The sequence below is a fragment of the Pueribacillus theae genome (assembly GCF_003097615.1).
Classification (GTDB): Bacteria; Bacillota; Bacilli; order Bacillales; family UBA6769; genus Pueribacillus; species Pueribacillus theae.
Map to the genome: position 1 here is coordinate 1 of NZ_QCZG01000049.1, position 21,709 is coordinate 21,709.

Genomic DNA, 21,709 nt, shown 5'->3' on the forward strand with positions numbered 1-21,709 from the left:
CAAAACTTTCGGTTACGAAGGTGTTCTTAGGAATCTCCATCTTCAAATTTCGTAAGAAATTAAGGTGAAGTAGTTCAAAGGATTATTTCCTTCAACAAACAGGCGGAAGTGGATGAGATTAAATGGGGAAACACACCAAAGTTGTGTTTCGGGAAATTCAACGACCACGACAAATTTTGTGGATGTTGATTTTATTGCAAGCCACTTTCATGTGGTACTGGTTCATTCAGCAAATTATTTTTGGTGTGCCTATGGGGAATAAACCTGCCCCAGATGTGGTCACAATTATTTTTTGGGTGATTTTTGGAATTGTTTTCCCAGTGTTTATGCTTGGGATAGTAAAGCTGATAACCGAAGTTCGTATTGATGGGCTTTATATTCGTTTTGTACCTTTTCATTTTAAATATAAGCAGTATCTTTTCAAAGATATACTTCACTATGAAAGCATCACATATAGCCCACTAAAGCGATTTGGAGGTTGGGGAATTCGTTTTAATCTTAATGGCGAAACAGCTTATAACATGAATGGAAAGAAAGGTATAGAGTTAAAGTTGAAATATAATACAGTGGTAGTCGGCACTCAAAAACCTAATGAATTAAAAAAAGCATTGGATTCGGTACAAAGAACAATATAATACTTCTTAAATTATTGCTTTCCCTTATATAAATAAGAACAGTAAAAAGTTGTAGGAGTGGAATAGAATGAAATTTGTGTTTGATTTAGATGGGACAATTTGTTTTAAAGGCCAGCCTATTTCAGAAAAACTACTAGTAGCATTAGAAAAGCTAGTATCACAAGGGCATGAGGTTATTTTTGCTTCAGCTAGGCCAATACGTGATTTACTCCCCGTCTTACATGAGCGTTTTCATCAATACCCAATGATTGGTGGAAATGGATCAATGGTTGCAATTAAAGGAAAAATCATATCAACGATTAGTTTTGATGAAGAAACGCTTGCAAATATTGTTCAATTACTTAGAACTTATAATGCTTCTTATTTAATAGATGGTGATTGGGATTTTGCCTATACAGGACCCGCTACACATCCAATTTTGAATAACCTTGATCCACAAAAACGTGCCAAAAACGTTAAATTGGATAAACTACAGGCAATCGTCAAAATTTTAGTGCTTACTTCAGATAATATGGAAGAAGTTGAAGAACGGCTTAGCAATATGAATGTTGTGGTTCACTCCCACGGAAATGAGGGAATTTTAGACATAAGCCCAAACGGAATAGATAAGTGGAGTGGATTGCAACAATTGGGTGTGGAAGAAAAAGAATATATAGCATTCGGTAATGATGCGAATGATATTACAATGTTTCAACATGCAATGTATTCAGTTATGATTGGTGAAAGCTTACAATTAGCGCCGTTTTCATCTGAACAGTTGGTGTTAAGTGAAGATACAGAAAACATTTTAGCGCAAAGACTTAGCGAATTGGGAGATATACAAATAATTAATAAGTTGGTAAACCTATCATAAGAGGGAGAAGGGGGTTTCAGCAATGGATTGACGGTCTGCTTAACTATATCAAGGCTTATTTGTCAATTTCAGTCTGCGAAGTTTGAGTAATAATACTTAAATTGTGACAGAGGTGAATAAACATGCTTTGGATCCCATTATTTGAAAACGATGTACCAGTAGCACTTTTCTGCTCTTAATGGGTGAAGGTGACTACATCTCTCCGTTAGGGGCATTCTTGACCTAAATAAAAGGCGGAGGGGACAAAAAATGAAAAATACCTTCTTAGGTTCTATATGTTTAATTTTAGCTTCAAGTATTTGGGGCGGTATGTACGTTGTTGTTAAAGTTGTAGTATCGATCATACCTCCACTGGAACTTGTGTGGTTGCGATATTTAGTGGCTATTGTTGCACTTCTGATTATTGGCTTCATATCAAGACAAAATTGGCGAATCGAAAAACGTTATTTCTTAATAATCATAGCCATTGGGGTCATTGGTAACGCCATTTCAATTGTTGCTCAGGAAACTGGTACAATGTTATCCTCAGCACAAATGGGAGCCATTATAACTTCTTCAACACCTGCATTTATGGTTATTTTCGCTCGCCTACTCATTAAAGAACGGTTGACGTTAAAAAAGGGACTCTCTGTTTGTTTAGCGACAATTGGAGTTTTTCTTATTGTTGGAGTCGGTGATGTGGATTTGTCCAGTAAACTTGGTGGTATTTCACTGCTTATTGCTGCTTTAACATGGGCACTTATGTCTGTACTTGTAAAGCGTTTACCGAGTGATTATTCACAAATTGTGGTAACGACGTATTCCATCTTGGTAGCCCTAATCGTGTTGACTCCTTTTGTTTTGCCACGGTTAAACGCCATTAATATCTCTCAACTGACTCATCCGACGATTTGGGGTGGGCTTTTATATCTGGGGATTATTTCAACAGCCTGTGCATTTATACTTTGGAATCGTGGATTACAAATGCTGAATGCTTCAAGTGGTGGTTTATTTTTCTTTTTTCAACCTTTAGTTGGAACATTACTTGGATGGCTTTTGTTGGGAGAAAGTATAGATGGAACGTTTTGGGTAGGTTCAATTTTGATTTTAAGTGGTGTTTTGTTAGTTATCCGGGAAAAAAAGTAGAATAACAAAAAAAGAGAAACCTGTGGAATCACAAAGTCCAAAGGTTTCTTTTTTCATATAACATGAAATATCTGCTCTTTTTCGGGATATTATGCAAAGGAAAATTGATACAATCGTTTAAGTTACAGGATATTTATTGATTACTTGGCATAATTGCATTCTTTGCCTAAGGTGCCGTCATTTCGCCTTTACTTGCGGATATATACCTCAATGAATTAGACTGGACCTAGCACAAAACAATATCCGTTTTGTCCGCTATGCGGAAGATTTCCTACTTTTTGCGAAAACGGAACGGACATCAAGAGAGCAGAAGCAATCACACAAAAGGTGATAGCAGAACCTGGACTTGAAATCTCCGTTGAAAAGACTAAAATCGTTCAATTCAATGAAGATGATTTTGACGTTGTATGAGTAAAAAATAAGGGGGAAACGAACATGGCAAAGAGTGATAAAATCAGCAATAAAAAGGAGTTGTCACTAGAACAACGTGAAGAATTGCTCAGAGCATTGAAAACCCGTTTTGAGAAAAACATGCACCGCCATAAAGGTCTTGAATGGGCTAAAGTCCAAGCAAAACTGGATGCTAATACTGAAAAACTATGGTCGCTCAATGAAATGGAAAGAACTGGCGGTGAACCGGATGTTGTTGGTTATGATGAAAAGAAGGATGAATACATTTTTTATGATTGTTCAGCGGAAAGCCCTAAAGGCCGCAGAAGTGTTTGTTACGATCGTGAAGCGCTGGAGTCAAGGAAAAAACATAAACCGGAAAATAACGCGATTGATATGGCAACTGCCATGGGCATTGAACTTTTAACGGAAGAACAATATCGAGCGTTGCAGAAACTTGAAAATTTCGATATGAAAACGTCGAGTTGGGTGCAAACACCCTCCGATATTAGAAAACTCGGCGGTGCCCTTTTTTGCGATTGCCGCTACGGGCACGTCTTCGTGTATCACAACGGTGCGGACTCTTACTATGCTGCCAGAGGTTTCCGTGGCTCGCTAAGGGTCTGAATTTTGCACAGACAGCTAAATTGAATTTGAGAACGGATCACCACCTGGGGAAGTCTTTATTAATTTCATTCTTCAACTATCGGGCGCATTTCCAGAGGATGGATCTGCGCTTTTTTTACAGAGTATATCCTTTTAAAAAAGAGCTTGAAAAACATTTTAAATCGCACTACCTTATCTAAGAAAGGAGAAATAAAATATGAAAATAACTATTGAAGAAATACCTGAATCAAGGATTGCTTATTTCCGAAACGTTGGAGAGTATGGTGAAAAGCAAAACAAAGAAAAAGTGGGCACAGTGTAATGGTGTACTTTGATCGTTCAACAATAAGGGCTTCGCATGATGACAGTTGTAGATCCAGACGGAAATCAATTGCGTATATGTACTCGATTATAAACAATCTTATTGGAAAATGGATGTTTTAATAGGCTCAATTAAAAAAATAAAAGATTGTTTGCCAGCAACTTGTTTAATCGCAGGCTAGTTATCGGAGAGCGCTAAGGGACAACGTTTACTTGGACGGCTTCGATTTTTTATTTCTCGTTATTAGCCATACACCTACTCCAATGAACACAGGCGACGCAATGAATAAACCGCTAGTCAAATGCAATGCTGTTGGTGATGTTTCTTCGAAAGCCGTAATCTCTGAGCTGCAGGTGATTTTTCTGGGTAGTAAGAAATCTTTGTTCGTAAAAGCAATATCCTGAGCACGTTCTTGAAATAAAGCCCTTTCTTTTCCATCCTGATCCCGACATGAGATGGTTTCATCAGCAGTTCGATAGGTCGTATAGTTCGCTGTGCCCGCTGTCTGAAATTCTTCATCTGCTTGAAATGTAGCTATTTCAGTCGGTTCGATTGAACGAATGTAAAAGAAAGCATAAGGGGCAACTAGAAGTCCCATCAATAAACAACCGATACCAAACAGGAACACCGTCTTTTGCATTTGCTCAGCTTTCATTTCTAATCCCATCCCTTTCCACTAAAATACTTTCATTATACCAAACATTCAACCTACTTAATGATTTGTGATTTTAAAAAAGATGTACTGATTATAAAAAAATTGCAATGTTTTGTACCTTTGGATTTGCTTTGTTCGGAAGGTGTTTTACGGTAAAAATTACATAACGATATTCCATTAATGGACCATTTAAAACGAAAGCAATCGGATACTGTTAAGCCACCCGATTGCTTTCGTCTATTAATCAAACGTCTAATTGATAACCCCTCTCTAAATAACGGAATTCCATTGCCGATTATAGTACTTCTGGATAGAGACACTGAAAAGGCCTTTGTTCATGTTCATCCTGCAATAACAGGATTTGAGGCATTAACGGATAATATTACAAAAACGAATGGAGAAAATTCCTCCAACAGATGCTTGACTCAAACAATTCGTTATTGCCAATTGACAGCAAAATTAAAAACAAGTATCATAATTGAGAATGATAATCATTAACAAGCAAGGGGGATGAGTTTCAATCCTTAAAAAAGCATTGGTTATCGTAACTATTAAGAACGAACTAAACTATACTTTGTAACGAGAAAGGACTTACATATGCACAAAAAACGAAAAATTCCATTCATACTAATGTTACTATTTTCCGTTGTGGCAATCCTATCAACAGTAGGCTGTTCCAGCCAGTCATCATCTGAATCTGATGAAACAAAATCTGCTTCTACAAAAACTGATTCTAAAACAGCAGATTCCGAATACCCAATCAAAATTAAACACGCTTTAGGCGAAACTGTTATTGAAAGTAAACCGAAACGAGTCGTTACGATTCAATGGGGAAACCAGGATGTTGCTTTAGCTCTTGGTGTTGTTCCTGTAGGTTTCTCTGCAGCTAACTTTGGTGTACAAGATGATAGTGGCCTTTTACCTTGGACAGCAGAAAAGTTAGAGGAACTTAATGAAAAAAACCCGAATGTTTTCCAAGATACAGATGGCCTTGATTTTGAAGCGATTTCAGATGCGAATCCAGATGTTATTCTGGCTGCATATTCGGGTATCACGCAAGAAGATTATGACATTCTTTCTGAAATTGCTCCAGTTGTCGCATATCCAAACGCACCTTGGGCAACAACTTGGCGCGAACAAATTGAATTGAATGCAAAAGGTATGGGCATGAAAGAAGAAGGCGAACAGCTAATTAAAGACACTGAAGATATGATTCAAGAAAAATTAAGCAAATACCCTCAAATCAAAGGTAAAAAAGTTGTTTGGGTGAACTTCTCTGCGAAAGATTTATCTAAGCTGCACATTTATACGCCAAATGATGCACGTGGCGCATTCTTGCGTGAATTAGGAATGGAATACCCAGAAAGTGTTACAGAACAAATTAAAGATCCTAACAGTTATTCTCTAGAATTAAGTGCTGAAAACGTTGAGGCGCTTTATGATGCCGATTTAATTGTTGGATATGGCAACGATGCTTTGTATAAAGCGGTTAAAGCAGATCCATTGCTTGGAAAAATCCCTGCTGTTAAGGAAGGTTCAGTAGCATTGATTGATAGTGAATCACCTATAGTTGCTGCGGGAACGCCAACCCCACTTTCAATCAATTACACGATTGATGATTACTTAGAGTTAATAGGTGAGGCGATTGATAAGAAGGATAAGTAGTTCCTCTGTTTCGAAACATAAGCAGCTAGACTTGCATGTTCCAAGAAACTTCAAGTTTATGATTATCATTTCTATTATTTTATTAATTGCATGTATGATAGCTTCCCTTTCTTTAGGTGCTCGTGTAGTAAGCTTTCAGGAATTAATGGATGGTTTATTTAACCATAATAATGAATCCTATGGTGCAAATGTAGTGCGTAAACGATTTTCACGAACGATTTTCAGCTTATTATGTGGCGCGGCCTTGGGAGTAGCTGGAGCACTGATGCAAGCTGTTACTCGAAATCCACTTGCAGACCCCAGCATACTAGGTGTTAATACTGGGGCAGCATTATTTGTCGTTTGCGGAATTGCGTTCTTGAACATTAGTACGGCAAATCAATATATTTGGTTAGCGTTAATCGGATCAGAATTAACTGCTGCATTCGTATTTGGAATAGGTTCGATGGGACGTGGCGGCGCTACGCCAATTAAATTAGTCTTAGCTGGAGCGGCTACAACCGCGGCTCTTTCATCTCTCGTCACTACTGTTATGATTCCCAATTCCTATGCCATGGACCAATTCAGATTTTGGCAATTAGGCAGTGTTGGTTCTGCAACTTGGAGCTCAATTGCAACGTTCTTTCCCTTTCTGATTATTGGAATTCTGATTGCGCTTATTACGGCTCCAGCACTTAACGCTCTTGCACTGGGAGATGATGCTGCGACAGGACTCGGTGTTCGACCAGGATTTTTACGTCTTGGCGCGGCCATTGGAGGTGTTATTTTATGTGGAGCAGCTACTGCATTAGCAGGTCCTATCGGGTTTATTGGCCTTTTGTCTACACATGCTATGCGTCTTATTCTTGGCCCTGATTTGAGATTTTTAATCCCTATGTCAGCTATTACAGGAGCAATCATTTTAACGATGTCGGATGTAATTGGGCGACTCGTCGCAAGTCCCGGAGAACTCGAAGTCGGTGTAGTTACTGCATTTATAGGTGCACCAATACTTATCATATTAGCTAAGAAATCGAAAGTGCGGTCATTATGAAGAATCAATCTGTGGAAGTTACATTTATTATGGCAGGCATGCGGCAAAGACGTCGGCGTTGGATACTCGTTACTAGCTTACTTACGATACTAACTTGTATTCTTTGCTGTGCCATGCTTTTATTTGGAAACACAATTTACCCAATTCAAGAGGTGATTCGTTCACTTTCAGGAGAACAAATTACAGGAGTTTCTTTTGCGGTGAATACGATACGTCTTCCAAGAATGTTGGCGGGTCTTTTTGCAGGATTCGCCTTCGGTATTGCAGGATATATTTTTCAAACGATTTTGCGCAATCCACTCGCAAATCCAAACGTATTAGGGATTACTTCCGGCTCCAGTGCTGTAGCTGTTTTATGTATCACTGTGTTTCATACAAGCAACAACGTTGTTTCGATTGCTTCCATCGTTGGTGGCCTTATTACCGTTGTCATGATGTATTTACTATCTCGAGGAAAATCTTTTTCAATTGGCCGATTAATTCTTGTTGGAATAGGGATACAGGCTATGCTTGATGCGATAATATCCTATCTTTTATTAGTTAGTGCACAACAAGATATTCCAGCAGTACTTAGATGGCTTAATGGCAGCCTCAATGGTTCTCAAATAAAAGAATTGCCCCCACTGATGATAACGGTTATTATCTTCACCCCTATTGTTATCCTATTAGGAAAGCACTTAAATATGTTGGAACTTGGTGAGCAAACGGCTTCTTCTTTAGGTGTTGCTACTGATAGGACAAGAATTTTGCTTATTGTAAGTTCTGTCTTGATGATTGCTCTTGCTACAGCTACAACGGGTCCGATTGCCTTTGTCTCTTTCCTTGCAGGACCGATTGCGAATAGATTAGTTGGTGTCAGTTTTTCTAATATTATCCCAGCGGGCCTTGTAGGCGCTAACTTAGTTTTACTAGCAGATTTAATTGGACAATTTGCTTTTGAGTATAGGTTTCCTGTAGGCGTCATAACGGGATTACTTGGAGCACCATATCTAATCTTGCTATTAATCCGAATGAATCGAAAGGGAGAATTATAATGAAAACGATACATAGTTTTCGGGCAGAAAAGGTAAGATCGGGCTATGATAACAAAACGATTATACAAGGCATTGAGCTTGAAATTCCGAGCAATAAAATAAGCGTTATTATCGGAGCAAATGGTTGTGGGAAATCCACGCTTTTAAAAACGCTGGCCAAACTTATTAAACCTTCATCTGGAGAAATTACGCTTGATGGAAAAGCAATTAGCAAAATTCCACCGAAGCAATTAGCTCGAATTCTAGGCATTTTACCTCAATCTCCTATTGTTCCGGAAGGAATAACGGTAGCAGATTTAATTGGCCGGGGACGCTTCCCTCACCAATCTTTTCTAAGCGGATGGTCGAAAGAGGACTATGAAGCTGTTGCAGAAGCTATGGAAATTATGAACATTACTGAATTTGCAAATCATGATATTGATGAGCTATCAGGCGGCCAAAGGCAGCGCGTTTGGATTGCAATGGCTCTAGCGCAGCAAACGGATATTTTATTTCTTGATGAGCCGACAACTTTTCTGGATATCACTTATCAAGTGGAAATTTTAGATTTGCTCACAGACCTCAATCGAAAATACGGTACGACAATTGTTATGGTTCTTCATGATATCAACCTGTCAGCGCGTTATGCAGATTATATTTTTGCACTTCAAAAAGGAAAACTTGTAGCGGAAGGCGAGCCATCAGATATTATTACAAGTACATTAATAAAAGATATTTTTGGACTTGACTGCACCGTGATTAATGACCCTATTTCAGCTACCCCTTTAGTTGTGCCAAAAGGCAGATATCACGTTAAAGCATAAGTTTTACATTGCATTGTCAAGTATTTTTTCCTCATTTGTTATCTTTAGTATCCCAAAACAAAAAACTCCTTATAATTAGGTTTGGTAGTCCTTCCAAATCACCTAACTATAAGGAGACACAAAATCCACTATATAATGAACAACTAACCGCCATTGTAAAATAGGTTTTTTCTTCCCTAAAATTGTAACATTACAGCGGTGATCGCATAAATACATTGATAAAATTGAAAAACTGTGATATATTTATATAGCTATACACTTCTAAAGGATTTTTGTACAGTTCTTCCTATTTTAATTATACATCATAAAATCCTTTTCAGTCAACCATTATTTTTATTTTTTTAAAGGAGTGGTAGATATGAACATGGAATTTCGCTAGGAGCAGGGGTGAGTGAACCGCGTAATTGGTTGATCAGATGAACGATAAATGGGAGGGAAAGAAATGAAACGATATGTATTAGAGTTTCGGGAGATCGATAAAACGCAACTTTTGTTCGTCGGAGGAAAAGGGTTGAATTTAGGGGAACTATCGAAGATTCGTGGAATACAAGTGCCGGAAGGATTTTGTATTACGACAGAATCTTATCAAAAAGCTCTCGAACAAAATGAAGCCTTCCACGCATTGTTGAATCAACTAACACTGGTAAATGGAGAGGATCGAGATCAAATTAGTGAAATCAGCAGGAAGATTCGGGAAATCATTATGGAAGCAGAGATTCCTTCCGATGTTGCGGGCGCAGTTGCTCACTATCTTTCCCAGTTGGGAGATGAACATGCTTATGCAGTGCGTTCCAGTGCGACCGCGGAAGATTTGCCGCATGCCTCTTTTGCCGGCCAGCAAGACACCTATTTAAATATCATCGGCATCGATGCCATCTTGTGGCATATCAGCAAATGTTGGGCTTCCCTATTTACGGATCGCGCGGTAATCTACCGTATGCAAAACGGATTTGACCACAGACAAGTTTATATATCCGTTATCGTTCAAAGGATGGTTTTCCCACAGGCTTCAGGGATTTTATTTACCGCTGATCCGATGACTTCCAACCGAAAGTTGCTATCAATCGATGCCAGTTTTGGACTTGGAGAAGCGCTGGTCTCTGGCTTGGTATCTGCCGATTGTTATAAAGTACGAGGTGGAGAAATCGTCGATAAGAGGATAGAAACAAAAAAATTGGCTATCTATGGACGAAAAGAAGGCGGAACAGAGACACAGCAGATCGATTCTGATCAGCAAAAGATTCAAACACTGACTGACCAACAAATTTTACAACTGGCACGCATCGGAAGACAGATCGAAGCTTATTTTGGCTGCCCGCAAGATATCGAATGGTGTTTGGCTGATGATACATTTTATATTGTCCAGAGTCGTCCCATTACGACTTTATACCCCATCCCTGAAGCGAATGATGAAGAAAATCACGTTTACGTATCTGTCGGTCACCAACAAATGATGACCGATCCCATGAAACCATTGGGATTATCTTTTTGGCTGTTAACGACTCCTGCGCCCATGCGTAAAGCTGGTGGAAGGTTGTTTGTTGACGTCACACAAAATCTGGCTTCGCCTGTCAGCAGAAAAATGGTAATAGATGCCTTGGGGAAATCCGATCCGCTCATAAAAGACGCACTCATGACCATCGTAGAGCGAGAAGACTTTATAAAATCTTCACCAGATGATAAAAAAGTACCGAGTCCCGGTAAAAGCAATAAAGATAAATCATCTTCGGATTCTCAAGTACAAATCGAAAATGATCCGACTATCGTTTCTGATTTGATTCAGCGTAGTCAAACATCGATAGAACAGTTAAAACAAAACATCCAAACGAAATCAGGATCGGATTTATTTGATTTTATCCTGGAAGATATCCAGCAATTAACGAAGATGTTATCTGACCCACAAAGTATGGGTGTGATTATGGCGGCGCAGGATGCTTCATCATGGATCAATGAAAAAATGAACGAGTGGTTAGGTGAAAAAAACGCAGCAGACACACTTTCTCAATCTGTACCAAACAATATTACTTCGGAAATGGGGCTGGCGCTGTTGGATGTCGCCGATGTGATTCGCCCTTATCCTGAAATAATTGCTTATTTACAGGATGTAAAAGATGATAACTTTTTGGAGAAAATAGTTAAGTTTGAAGGTGGACAGGAAGCCCAGGATGCAATAACAGCCTATCTCAACAAATACGGCATGCGATGTGCCGGAGAAATCGATATTACTAGAACACGATGGAGTGAAAAACCAATTACACTTGTCCCGATGATTCTGGGTAATATCAAAAACTTTGAGCCTAATGCCAGCCATCGGAAATTTGAGCAAGGGCGGCGTGTTGCTTTGGAAAAAGAACAAGAGTTATTGGATCGATTGAAGCAATTACCGGATGGTGAACAAAAAGCCAAAGAAACAAAACGAATGATCGACCTGATCCGGAATTTCAGCGGGTTTAGGGAATATCCGAAATACAGCATGGTTAATCGCTATTTTATTTATAAGCAGGCTTTACTGAAAGAAGCCGAACAACTCGTACAAGTGGGCGTTATTCATGAAAAAGAAGATATATACTACCTCACTTTCGAAGAACTTCACGAAGTGGTGCGCACAAATAAACTAGATTACCAGATTATCAACAAACGAAAAGACGAATACAAATACTACGAAAAACTAACTCCCCCACGTGTGATCACGTCTGATGGTGAAACACTCTCCGGTAAGTACAAACGAGAAAGTCTCCCAGCTGAAGCGATTATAGGTCTGCCTGTTTCTTCTGGAGTTATAGAGGGAAGAGCACGCGTCATCTTAAACATGGAAGATGCAAATCTAGAAGATGGAGATATCTTAGTTACAGCCTATACTGACCCTAGCTGGACACCATTGTTTGTATCCATAAAAGGTCTTGTCACCGAAGTGGGCGGATTGATGACCCACGGAGCAGTTATCGCACGTGAATATGGTTTGCCAGCAGTTGTTGGAGTAGAAAATGCTACGAAGTTGATCAAGGATGGACAAAGGATTAGGGTGAATGGGGAAGATGGCTATATAGAACTACAATAATTGAGGGGCAGTAACGAAAAAGCCTAATTTCTCAGCATCAAAATTGAGAAATCGGGCTTTTTATTTTGGAATTTCATTCCATATGTTTACTCTTTATTAGTAGCAAGTTCTTTACGGTCGGTTGCTTTCGGTGGCTGCTCCAACCATCCATTATCAATCATAATATTGGTACCGTCTTCTACATATAACCCAATATCCTTTAAAAACCGAGTATACATAGTTGTAATATCACGCCTTTGACTAAGTGATATTGCATTTGCATATGCTCTAATTTTCATGGAAAACATTTCCAACTTATGCCATAACATTAATTTTTCCGAAAAAGGAGAAATAGTAGAAGTGCTAACTAGGTCGTCTAATAATGGATGAGATGGCAAGTTGTCTTTGTGTAGTTGTTGTGAACAGGCCTCTATATGTTTATTAGTAATTTCCTTTCCTCTTAGAAGAAATTTTTGAACCTTCTCGGTTTTGGCTACTTGACTAAAAGCAATTAATAACCCCTTACTTGTTACATTATTTTCATTATCATCATATAGATGTGCAATCTCTAATGCATGAAGAGGTCTAGTATCTCCAAAAAAACCACTTAGGTAATTTTGTTTCTTTATAAAATCAACTTTGTCTGGTATTGAAATTTGTGGGAGCTTTATATAAAATCCTTTTGCCATTAATGTATCTTCAACTTCATTGATTAAATTTACTGTAGAGTCAAAAGTATTAATAAAAAAATCCCTTATATCTTTTCTTGTTATTAAAGGGATGGCAATTGAATAAATACTCATTCCTGCTTTACACGTATATTTCAGGTAATGAAGATAAAATTCATCCGAAAATAACCTTGGAGCACCTAAGTTCATATCATCATCCGTAAACCCAACCGGTATAGGAAAGTTGTCTTGAATAAATATTTCTTTTATATTTTCGACAATTGACTCACTTAAATTTAGGGCGTTTTCCACAACTTTTTTGATGTCTTGATCATCAATATGTTGAAGATAATAACTAAGAACACACTTGCCCGCAGTATTCCCTATATAAGTTACCCAAAGCTTTCCCATTTCAGCAGGTGTTAATTGAAAACGGTCTTTATTACTTTCCATTGTACTTGCATCCCTCCTAGGAATAAGATGCGCATTTATTTTAAAATATATGAGAGAATAACCTCGAAAAAAAGATTGATCGCGATTGTTGGGCAAAAGTAAATAACTTTTTTACCGCAAATTTTGTATGCAATTGCTAGACGAACGTAAAAAGTAAAGAACTATTTTTCTGAGACAGCCTGTGGCGATGGAAATGGATCATTTTTATTTTTCAACAAATGTATAAGCAAGAAAATCCAGTTAACCAGGTAAGCTTGTCCAACTAAAGGGCGCTTTTCAGGAGTAACGATAAAAGTCCAATTTCTCAGCACTAAAAATTGAGAAATTGGACTTTTTTAATATGTGAATATGTGATTCAGACGCTACCCCTTAATGTTACTTAGTTACTTATTGAGCTTTTTTTAATTTAGGTCTTGATAACAGGCTTAACCTTCTTCCACACGATAATTCGAATACCCTTTATTTTTATCAATCTCTTATAGCATAGGATTCACAACCGGCCATTGTCTCCAGCGACCGGTTGTGACAAAATCCGCTAAGTGTAAAAGGGCTAACCGGCGCGTTAAGCTTTCCGGTTTCACTCCCGTTCAAGCCCTTTTCCATTCTCTTGATGGCTATTGATTAACTGTAACACCCATTCTTCGTCAAAACGGAGCTTTTCTAACCGATGCTGGAAAAAGATAAGAATATACTGCTGTTCCCCCTTGGGAATCCGTTCATCCTTGCTCGCATACTCCAACCGTTCTTCCTCATGGCGGATTTCGTACCGCAGGTAATCCTTGTATTGGTGTAAAATTAAAAACTGCAAATCCTTACTGATCAGATCAAAATTTTTCAGCTTCGTGTAAAAATGCAGCTCGTAATCCGGTGAATATGGAATCGGTTCCTCCATCAACCGAAAAAAACGCATTCTGCCTTCATCTGTGAGTTTATAAATCTTTTTCTTTTTTCCTTTCCCCCGTCTGGCGCCTTCCGGTTGTTCATCGGGGACCTGCTCAATCAGGCCATCTGCAAGCATGCCGTGAATGAGCGGATAAAGCGCCCCCCAGCTGATTTTTCGCGTAGGTCCAACAATTCCGTTCAAAATCTGATGCAGCAAATAGCCGTGCATTGGGTTATTCATCAATTCGCCAAGTATGAACAATTCGTTCAAACGAAAGGCCTCCCTTATAAGTTTAACTGTTTTTAAGTTAACAACAGTATAACATACGGTTGGCCGTAAACAGAAAAGCCGCGGTCGTCGGGATTTTTTCCAGCCGTATTCGTTTCCCGTACAATATGGAATTGAGCACGAACAAACCGATGCCGATTACGAACACGCCTTTGCGAAGACGGTCACGTCCAACGCGCCGATAAACATCGCCGCCAGCAGTCCGGCGACGACATTGATTTTCGGGGTCATGCGGAAAGACGCCTCTTTTCATTGTCTCTTTTTCTCCCCTTGGCTTAACGATTAGAAACTAAGTAAAGGGTATTACCGTCAGGATCATTGAAGTGTACGACCTGGGCCGCTTTTCCTTCAACAGAATCATGGAATTCAACACCGCGGGATTTCAACGTCTCGATGGCAGACTCTAAGTCCTGTACCTCAAATCCTATCGACATACTGCCTGATTTTTCCGGTTGAGAATCTTGTTCTCCGGCAAGATGCAGGAGTCCAATCGTCAATCCCGGTGCTTCGATCTGTACAAAATGCCCGTCCATTGGGTGTTGTAGCTTTAATCCAAGAGTTTCGACGTAAAACTGAACTGCCCTTTTTAAATCCGCTACTATGACAGTCACATTGCCACTTTTAAACATGGTGTATTGCCTCCTTTATCTGTTTGTTCGTTTTTATTATATCAAAAATTTATAATATGTAAACATGTTTTTTTGATATAAAATTAGGGATATGCCGGCGAAAGGTCGAAAGTAACGGCGTTTATAAAAAAGTTGTGAAGCTTCTTTTTCTTTTGGATGTACTTTGTCTAAAGGGGATTTTTATGGTCAAAATAACATATTGAGGAGTAAAAGATGTGTTTTTTTGGCGCGAACTGAAAGAGTAAGAGATAATTTATTGGTGAAAATAATCTTTATGCCAACTGACTTTGCCAAGGTTGCCATATATAATGGACATGCAGGTAGTATCAAATTACATTGGAAACTTAACTATGTGCGGCAACATTGTAAAATTGAAGTCAGACCATTTAGTATCGAAATCTTAGGATGGAAATATTCGAAGGAGAGGGAACATTATGCATGATAAGCAAAATAAAGAACCTGACCATACGGCGGTACGGGTCGCGTTGTGGCGAGCTTTGCACGTACAGATCGATTCACCACCGCATGTGCTTAAAGATGAAGTCGGCTTACGACTGGCTGACCCGGTTGACGGATGGCGCCAACGCCCGGACATGGACCCAGAGGGCACCCGTGGTTTCCGAGCATCCATCGTAGCCCGTGCTCGCTTTATTGAGGATCTGGTCACCGAACAGGTTGGGCACGACGTCACCCAGTATGTCATCCTCGGCGCAGGTCTCGACACCTTTGCTCAGCGCCGGCCAGAGATCGCCTCCCGGATACAGGTCTTCGAGGTCGACCAGCCTGGCACACAGGCCTGGAAGAGGCAACGCCTAATCGATCTTGGCTTTGGCATTCCCGAGTGGCTACACCTCGTTCCGGTCGACTTCGAGGCAGGCTGGTCTTGGTGGGAGCAACTGAAAGGCGCCGGTTTCGACACGAGCCGGCCAGCTGTGGTGGCTTCGACTGGCGTCACGCAATATCTCACCAAGGATGCGATTACTGCCACGCTGCGTCAGGTTGCTAGGCTCGCCCCCGGTTCCACGCTGGCCATGACATTTTTGTTGCCGCTTGAGCTAACGGAACCCGAGGAGCGTTCTGAGGTTGATGCGGCGGAGAAGGGGGCACGTTCAAGCGGCACGCCTTTCATCAGCTTCTTCATGCCGCAGGAGATGCTGGAGATGGCCAGCGAGGCCGGTTTTCGAGAAGTCCGGCACGTATCCTCGGCCGATCTTAACAAACGCTATTTTAAGGGGCGAACCGATGGTCTTTGGCTTCCAAGAGGTGAGGAGTTCCTAATAGCGACTACCTAGAGTCGAGACTGATTATATCCGCCATACGATAGCATCGACTAAGCAGAGAGATTAAGACTACGTTGTGGATTGCCAACTGATGGGAAAAGATTATGCTAAGAAATTAATTTAAATAATTTATTGATTTTGTAATTGAACTAATGGCTCGATTGAGTTCGTCCATAATTTAAGAGGGTGATAATGTGAACATTAGAGTAAATAAAAAAACGGAAATTAAGAAATTGATAGAAATATGGTACGAAGGTTCCTTAATAGCACATGACTTTATTGATAAGGATTATTGGAAATCACAGCGAACGGAAATGAATGAAAAGTATCTTCCGATGTCTGAAACCTATGTTATAAGCAATGAAAAGGAAGTTGTGGGCTTCATTTCAATGGTAGATGATTATTTGGCTGCACTGTTTATTGATGTTAAACATCAAGGTAAAGGATACGGACAGAAATTGTTAGACTTTATAAAAGGACGAAGGGGGAATATACAATTAAAAGTGTACAAGAAAAATAACAAAGCCGTTAATTTTTATTTGAAAAATGGCTTTGTAATAAAAGAAGAAATATTAGATGAACAGACTGCCGAGGAAGAGTTTTTAATGGGGTGGAAAAGTGGCTAAGTGTTATTAGATGGGGAGCAACCTCATAATTTTCTTGGCATTTAAGCAGGAGGACTTATTACCATTGTTTTCATTTATTTATTACTTCGCTTTCAAAAATCAAAAAATAAATAGAACAGAATTCAATTTTACAAAGTTAATGATTGTACCTTCTGGTGGGACTTCCTTACTAGATAGAGTCTGTTTCAAGGGGAAACCTCTTTAGTAAAGGATCGCCCCCTTAATGAGACAGTTCACTCTTGTTCAGCCTACAAATCTTGAGATAAGCGAATCATATCTCTACACTGTATACCGTTCTCAAAAATTTCTTCTGGATAATGCTTTATAAAAAAGTCCAAATCAACACCAATTATTCTAAAACCACATTTTTGATATAGAGCTAATTGCCCTATACTTGAGTTTCCAGTACCAATTTCAATTGATTTAAAGCCTTTTGTCTTGGCTACACGTATTGCATCCATTACTAACTGTTTCCCTATACCTATGCCACGTTGCTTCTTCAAGACTGCAACATTCACCAACTCCACTGTCTCAGGTCTTGTGGGAAGTAATACATAAACTCCAACGATTTGCTGTTCACTTTCGGCTACGAAACAGTCACCCCTGTTGACATATTCCTCAACCATATCTTTTGAAGGATCAGCCAATAACAACAATTCCATTGGATGTTCTTCATCTATGTTTAGTTTCCTAATATTCATTATTAATCTCCCTTAATTCACTTGTAATTCCTTTTGTTTTACAGTTTTTATTAATGGGTTATTTTCCTTTTAAATCTGTCACTGGATCTACATTTGTTTTTGGCTTAACATTTTGCATCCACCTATATAAAACTAAAGCGAACAAGGGGAATAAAGAAGCAAGGAAATATAGTTTTTCATATCCGAATAATGTAGCTACGACCCCAAATAGCAAAGATCCGAGAGCAATACCCCCGTCAAAAAAAGTAAATAAAGTTGCTGTAGCATGGGCGCTTCGCTCTTTCGCTGCAGTCTGAATGGCAAGAGCTGTTATAGAAGGTACGAGCGAGCCGAAGCCTAAACCGATAAGCACTCCAGAGAAAAGGAAGCTAAAGGAAGAGTTAGTTAAGCTTAATGTGATTAAGCCTATCGTGAAAAGGATAAACGAAGGGTAAATGACATAACTCGGTCCTTTTCTATCAAAAATTCGTCCGACAAACGGTCTTGAAATAAGCATAGCAGCCGCGTAAACAAGAAAAAAGTAACTCGCTGCAACTAATAGATTTTTTTGTTGAGCATAGATCGAAATAAACGAAACGACACTTGAATATGTAAGTGCGACGAGACTAGCGACAAAGGAAATAGTGATGACTTTACGTTCGAATAGATCGTCAAATGAAAGCTTTCGCTTTTCCGTTTGTGTACTTCCTACATTTGGAACTTCGATAATGAAAGAGTAAAGTACTCCTCCGAACATTAGCACGGAGAATACAATAAACAGCCATGTAAACGTCGTATACTGCAATAGCGTTAAAGCAATAAGCGGACCCGCGACGACGGCTATGTTATTCGACATGGCAAAATAACCTAGTCCTTCCCCACGCCTTGCTGGTGGTACGAGATCGGCTGCAATTGCACCTATAGCTGTTGTCCCGATGCTGAACCAAACCCCATGCACAAACCGCAAGATAAGCAATAAATAAAAGTTTGTTACCCAAATATAAAGAATTGTAGAGAAGAAAAAGAAGACCATGCAAACGATAAGCACTCTTTTCTTCCCGTATTTATCTATGATTCTGCCAGAAAGAGGGCGGGTGAGAATGGCAGCCAGCAGAAAGAGGGTAACGACAAGCCCTGCATCTGTTTTTGAGCGTTGCAAGTTTTCAACGACATAAACTGGCATAATTGTAAGCAATGTGAAGTAATTTAAAAAGATAAAAAAGTTCGTGATTGCACTTCCGATAAAGTTTTTTGTCCATATCGGCGTTTTTTTATCATCTGTCATGAAGTAACTCTTCCTTCCATCCTTCGTTAAGGTACCTACAACTATACTAAAGTTTTTTCAATAAAAAGAAAACTTTTTGCGTGTAAAAATAAAAAAAGCCCAATAGGGTATGAGCACTTAATGTGATTAATCCTAAAAAATGATTCATAGACCATAGCAGCGTAAAGGCCGGGGGATCCAAGTCAAGAACGGTTGTCACATTTTCTGTTTATAAGAGGCCACCACGGATTTAGCCATTTTAACAATTTTATCATGTAATTCTTCGGGTTTTACCACCCTTATTTGATCGGCAAATCCCAATATATAGCCTAAGGCTTCCTCTTCTGTGTCAAAAGAGAGTTTAACAGGTATCCAATCACCTTGACCTTTCGTTCCAATTTCAACTATTTGAACAAATCGGCCGGTGAATGTAAGTCTCGGTAAAATAGACGGGGCAACTTCTACACACACTTCACATTTCGGCAGGTTCTCTAAAAAGGCCTCTGTTGAGGATTTCCAATGTTGAGCCAGATTAAAGTTTTCTGGCCTTTCAAAAGTGTCATCCATCGCCACAGCAGATTGAATACGCGATGCCCTGTAATTTCGGATATCACCGTTATCTTTTGAAGCAATAAAATACCAGCGGCTTCCCTTGGCTACTAGTCCAAGTGGATTAACAATACGGTTCAGCATGTTTCCGTCTGCCCGTTGATAGTTGATTTTCAGTTTATTTTTTTTCCATATGGCATCTTTCAGAACTTCGAAGGATGCGATTTTTTCTTTTCGTCCGCGCCATGTACTCGTATCGATATGAATGCGGTTCCACATGTCTTTCGCATTTTCCCGGTAAATTGAAGGCAGTGAAGCGATTAGTTTATTTCTTGCTTCTTCTGAACTATGGGTCAAGCCCAGGTCATCAATCAATTGTTCGGAAGACGGTACAAATAAGGCGCGGATTTCAGCTTCTTTTAACCCCGTTAAAGTTGTACGATAGCCTTCAAGTAAAGACCAGCCTCCATTTTTTCCCCGATCGGCAAAAACTGGTATACCGGCACCGCTTAAGGCATCCATATCCCGATAAATAGTCCGCTCGGAAACCTCTAACTTTTCAGCCAGTTCCTTTGCCGTCATTCGTCCATGTGTCTGCAATAGCAAAAGAATTGATACTAACCGATCCCCTCTCATAGCGCTCACCTTTTTATTGTTTATTTATATTCATTTAATAAAATATGACAGAGGATGTCAAGAATGCTCGTTTATGATGAATGCATCTTACATATGGAAGGAATGGGAGTCATGAAACAATTGAAAGGAAAGGTTGCTCTTGTAACCGGAGCAAGCAGGGGATCGGGGCGCGGTATTGCCATCGAATTGGGAAAAGCCGGAGCAACCGTTTATGTCACGGGTCGAAGTGTTAAAGGAAGAGCAACAAATAATTGGCCGGGAACCATTGATGAAACCGCATCACAAATTGATGCTTCCGGTGGTCAAGGAATAGCGGTTCGTTGTGACCACACGAACGATTCAGAGACTGAATCCGTCATTGACCGTATTTATAAGGAGCAAGGAAGGCTAGATATTCTTGTCAATAATGTGTGGGGGGCGCATGATCTTGGTGTTGATGCCAAGCCGTTTTGGGAATTGCCGTTAAAACATTGGGATACCATGTTCACTGCTGGTGTGCGTGCGCAGCTGGCGACGAACCATTTTGCCATTCCATTACTTCGTAACAATCAACAAGGCCTGATCGTTCACACAACCTTTTGGGACGAATGGAAGTACACCGGACAGTTTTACTATGATTTGGCCAAAAACACATTGGTTCGTATGGCGTATGGCTTATCTGTCGAGTTAAAAAAGGACAATATTGCCGTCATTGCCGTTTCCCCGGGATTTATGAGAACGGAACTTGTTTTAATGCACCATAACATGAAGGAAGATCAGTGGCATGAATCCGAAGAATTAACGAGAACTGAAACCCCTTATTACGTAGGACGTGCAATAAAAGCATTGGCAAGCGATCCCGATGTTATTGAGAAGAGCGGACAGGTGCTCAGAGTCGGTGATCTGGCCAAAGAATATCAGTTCACTGATATAGATGGCCGATATATCCCGCCATTTACAATATAGCTACCATTTTCGAAAGTAAATAAGATGTCAAAAGCGAAGGAGTTTGGCGAGCCTTTACGGTTTATCGAGATCTTGCTACATTTCGCCATCTCTCCCCGAGTCAGAAGAAGCACAGGAAGGGATTAAAGAATGTTATGAATCTTTAAATCAAATGGGCGATTATAACAGAAAAAACTCATTAAGAACCAGGAACTTGAAAAAACTTTAAACATAATATAGGTGATATACCGTTCGAAGTTGTTGAGGAGGATATCATGAAATCTGTGCTTCCTATTGAAAAATATTTTGGACATTTAGAACTCGTTTATAGGTTTTATGGGGCTATGCCTACAGGGGTTAGTGTGTCTGAAACCGGTCGTATTTTCATTTGCTTTCCGAAATGGGGAGACGACGTTAAATTTACGGTGGCGGAAATCGTTGAGGGTAAGTTATTGCCTTACCCCAGTTTAGAAACCAATTTAGTTAACCCGGAGAATCTCACAATCTCCTTCATCAGTGTCCAAAGTGTAGTGGCTGATGGAAGGGGAACACTTTGGGTGTTAGATCAGCTCTGAGGAGTAAATTTTGAAACTTTGCTGTTTTGTAGGGAATTTATAATTATCCACATATGGTAAAATTTTCCATCCCGTTTTTCTCTTTCCTGTGAGTAA

At 39.6% G+C, this 21,709-nt stretch carries 19 protein-coding genes and 3 pseudogenes; 15 read left to right on the plus strand and 7 right to left on the minus strand.

Going from position 1 to position 21,709, the window contains the following annotated elements; genetic code table 11:
* The first annotated feature begins 122 nt into the window (after positions 1-122).
* The 5 genes and pseudogenes from DCC39_RS16395 to DCC39_RS16415 all read left to right on the plus strand — a co-directional run.
* Positions 123-635 (plus strand): DUF6141 family protein, encoded by a 513-nt coding sequence (locus DCC39_RS16395; protein WP_116555985.1) that lies wholly within the window; start codon positions 123-125, stop codon positions 633-635.
* A 67-nt stretch (positions 636-702) separates the two neighbouring features.
* Positions 703-1,488, plus strand: a complete 786-nt coding sequence (locus DCC39_RS16400; protein WP_116555986.1) for an HAD-IIB family hydrolase — start codon at positions 703-705, stop codon at positions 1,486-1,488.
* Positions 1,489-1,737: 249 nt separating this feature from the next.
* Positions 1,738-2,613 carry a DMT family transporter gene (locus DCC39_RS16405; protein WP_116555987.1) on the plus strand — a complete coding sequence of 292 codons (876 nt, stop codon included), beginning with the start codon at positions 1,738-1,740 and terminating at the stop codon, positions 2,611-2,613.
* 435 nt (positions 2,614-3,048) lie between these two features.
* Positions 3,049-3,630 (plus strand): DUF4256 domain-containing protein, encoded by a 582-nt coding sequence (locus DCC39_RS16410; protein WP_116555988.1) that lies wholly within the window; start codon positions 3,049-3,051, stop codon positions 3,628-3,630.
* A 196-nt stretch (positions 3,631-3,826) separates the two neighbouring features.
* A pseudogene (locus DCC39_RS16415) lies at positions 3,827-3,938 on the plus strand (transcriptional regulator); the annotation flags it as partial.
* Between the two features lie 201 nt (positions 3,939-4,139).
* On the opposite strand, the gene DCC39_RS16420 reads toward DCC39_RS16415, so the two are convergent.
* Positions 4,140-4,586 (minus strand): hypothetical protein, encoded by a 447-nt coding sequence (locus DCC39_RS16420; protein ID WP_133243503.1) that lies wholly within the window; start codon positions 4,584-4,586, stop codon positions 4,140-4,142.
* Positions 4,587-4,889: 303 nt separating this feature from the next.
* Here DCC39_RS16420 and DCC39_RS19520 point away from each other — a divergent pair.
* From DCC39_RS19520 to ppsA, 6 genes and pseudogenes are all read left to right on the plus strand, one after another.
* Positions 4,890-4,976, plus strand: a pseudogene (locus DCC39_RS19520) (sodium ABC transporter ATP-binding protein); the annotation flags it as partial.
* Positions 4,977-5,183: 207 nt separating this feature from the next.
* Positions 5,184-6,251 (plus strand): iron-siderophore ABC transporter substrate-binding protein, encoded by a 1,068-nt coding sequence (locus DCC39_RS16430; RefSeq protein ID WP_116555990.1) that lies wholly within the window; start codon positions 5,184-5,186, stop codon positions 6,249-6,251.
* On the plus strand, positions 6,244-7,284 hold the full coding sequence (locus tag DCC39_RS16435; RefSeq protein ID WP_205948536.1) for a FecCD family ABC transporter permease: 1,041 nt from the start codon (positions 6,244-6,246) through the stop codon (positions 7,282-7,284). The genes DCC39_RS16430 and DCC39_RS16435 overlap by 8 nt, the downstream gene beginning before the upstream one ends.
* Positions 7,281-8,318, plus strand: coding sequence for a FecCD family ABC transporter permease (locus DCC39_RS16440; RefSeq protein WP_116555991.1), 1,038 nt, complete (start codon positions 7,281-7,283; stop codon positions 8,316-8,318). Before DCC39_RS16435 ends, DCC39_RS16440 begins: the two co-directional genes overlap by 4 nt.
* Positions 8,318-9,121, plus strand: a complete 804-nt coding sequence (locus DCC39_RS16445; RefSeq protein WP_116555992.1) for an ABC transporter ATP-binding protein — start codon at positions 8,318-8,320, stop codon at positions 9,119-9,121. Before DCC39_RS16440 ends, DCC39_RS16445 begins: the two co-directional genes overlap by 1 nt.
* Positions 9,122-9,563: 442 nt before the next feature.
* Positions 9,564-12,179, plus strand: coding sequence for a phosphoenolpyruvate synthase (gene ppsA / locus DCC39_RS16450; RefSeq protein WP_116555993.1), 2,616 nt, complete (start codon positions 9,564-9,566; stop codon positions 12,177-12,179).
* Positions 12,180-12,265: 86 nt separating this feature from the next.
* On the opposite strand, the gene DCC39_RS16455 is transcribed toward ppsA, so the two are convergent.
* From DCC39_RS16455 to DCC39_RS16465, 3 genes are all read right to left on the minus strand, one after another.
* Entirely contained in the window at positions 12,266-13,279 is a 1,014-nt protein-coding gene (locus DCC39_RS16455; RefSeq protein ID WP_116555994.1) for a DUF3231 family protein, read from the minus strand.
* 577 nt (positions 13,280-13,856) lie between these two features.
* Positions 13,857-14,432, minus strand: coding sequence for a PadR family transcriptional regulator (locus DCC39_RS16460; RefSeq protein WP_116555995.1), 576 nt, complete (start codon positions 14,430-14,432; stop codon positions 13,857-13,859).
* Between the two features lie 293 nt (positions 14,433-14,725).
* A complete protein-coding gene (locus tag DCC39_RS16465; protein WP_116555996.1) occupies positions 14,726-15,079 on the minus strand; it encodes a VOC family protein in 354 nt (117 codons plus the stop codon).
* Positions 15,080-15,513: 434 nt separating this feature from the next.
* Here DCC39_RS16465 and DCC39_RS16475 point away from each other — a divergent pair, with 434 nt between their 5' ends.
* Together DCC39_RS16475 and DCC39_RS16480 are read left to right on the plus strand one after the other, a co-directional pair.
* Entirely contained in the window at positions 15,514-16,371 is an 858-nt protein-coding gene (locus DCC39_RS16475; RefSeq protein WP_116555998.1) for a class I SAM-dependent methyltransferase, read from the plus strand.
* Positions 16,372-16,553: 182 nt separating this feature from the next.
* Positions 16,554-16,985, plus strand: coding sequence for a GNAT family N-acetyltransferase (locus DCC39_RS16480; protein WP_116555999.1), 432 nt, complete (start codon positions 16,554-16,556; stop codon positions 16,983-16,985).
* 248 nt (positions 16,986-17,233) lie between these two features.
* Here DCC39_RS16480 and DCC39_RS16485 read toward each other — a convergent pair whose 3' ends face one another.
* The 3 genes from DCC39_RS16485 to DCC39_RS16495 form a co-directional block, all read right to left on the minus strand.
* A complete protein-coding gene (locus tag DCC39_RS16485; protein ID WP_116556000.1) occupies positions 17,234-17,686 on the minus strand; it encodes a GNAT family N-acetyltransferase in 453 nt (150 codons plus the stop codon).
* A 58-nt stretch (positions 17,687-17,744) separates the two neighbouring features.
* Positions 17,745-18,950: an MFS transporter gene (locus tag DCC39_RS16490; RefSeq protein ID WP_116556001.1), complete on the minus strand. Its 1,206-nt coding sequence runs from the start codon at positions 18,948-18,950 to the stop codon at positions 17,745-17,747.
* Between the two features lie 195 nt (positions 18,951-19,145).
* Positions 19,146-20,114, minus strand: a complete 969-nt coding sequence (locus DCC39_RS16495; RefSeq protein WP_116556002.1) for a helix-turn-helix transcriptional regulator — start codon at positions 20,112-20,114, stop codon at positions 19,146-19,148.
* Between the two features lie 111 nt (positions 20,115-20,225).
* Between DCC39_RS16495 and DCC39_RS16500 the strand changes: the two genes are divergently transcribed.
* Positions 20,226-21,059, plus strand: a complete 834-nt coding sequence (locus tag DCC39_RS16500) for an SDR family NAD(P)-dependent oxidoreductase (protein ID WP_116556004.1) — start codon at positions 20,226-20,228, stop codon at positions 21,057-21,059.
* Positions 21,060-21,313: 254 nt separating this feature from the next.
* Positions 21,314-21,604: pseudogene (locus DCC39_RS16505) on the plus strand (L-dopachrome tautomerase-related protein); the annotation flags it as partial.
* Positions 21,605-21,709 lie beyond the last annotated feature (105 nt).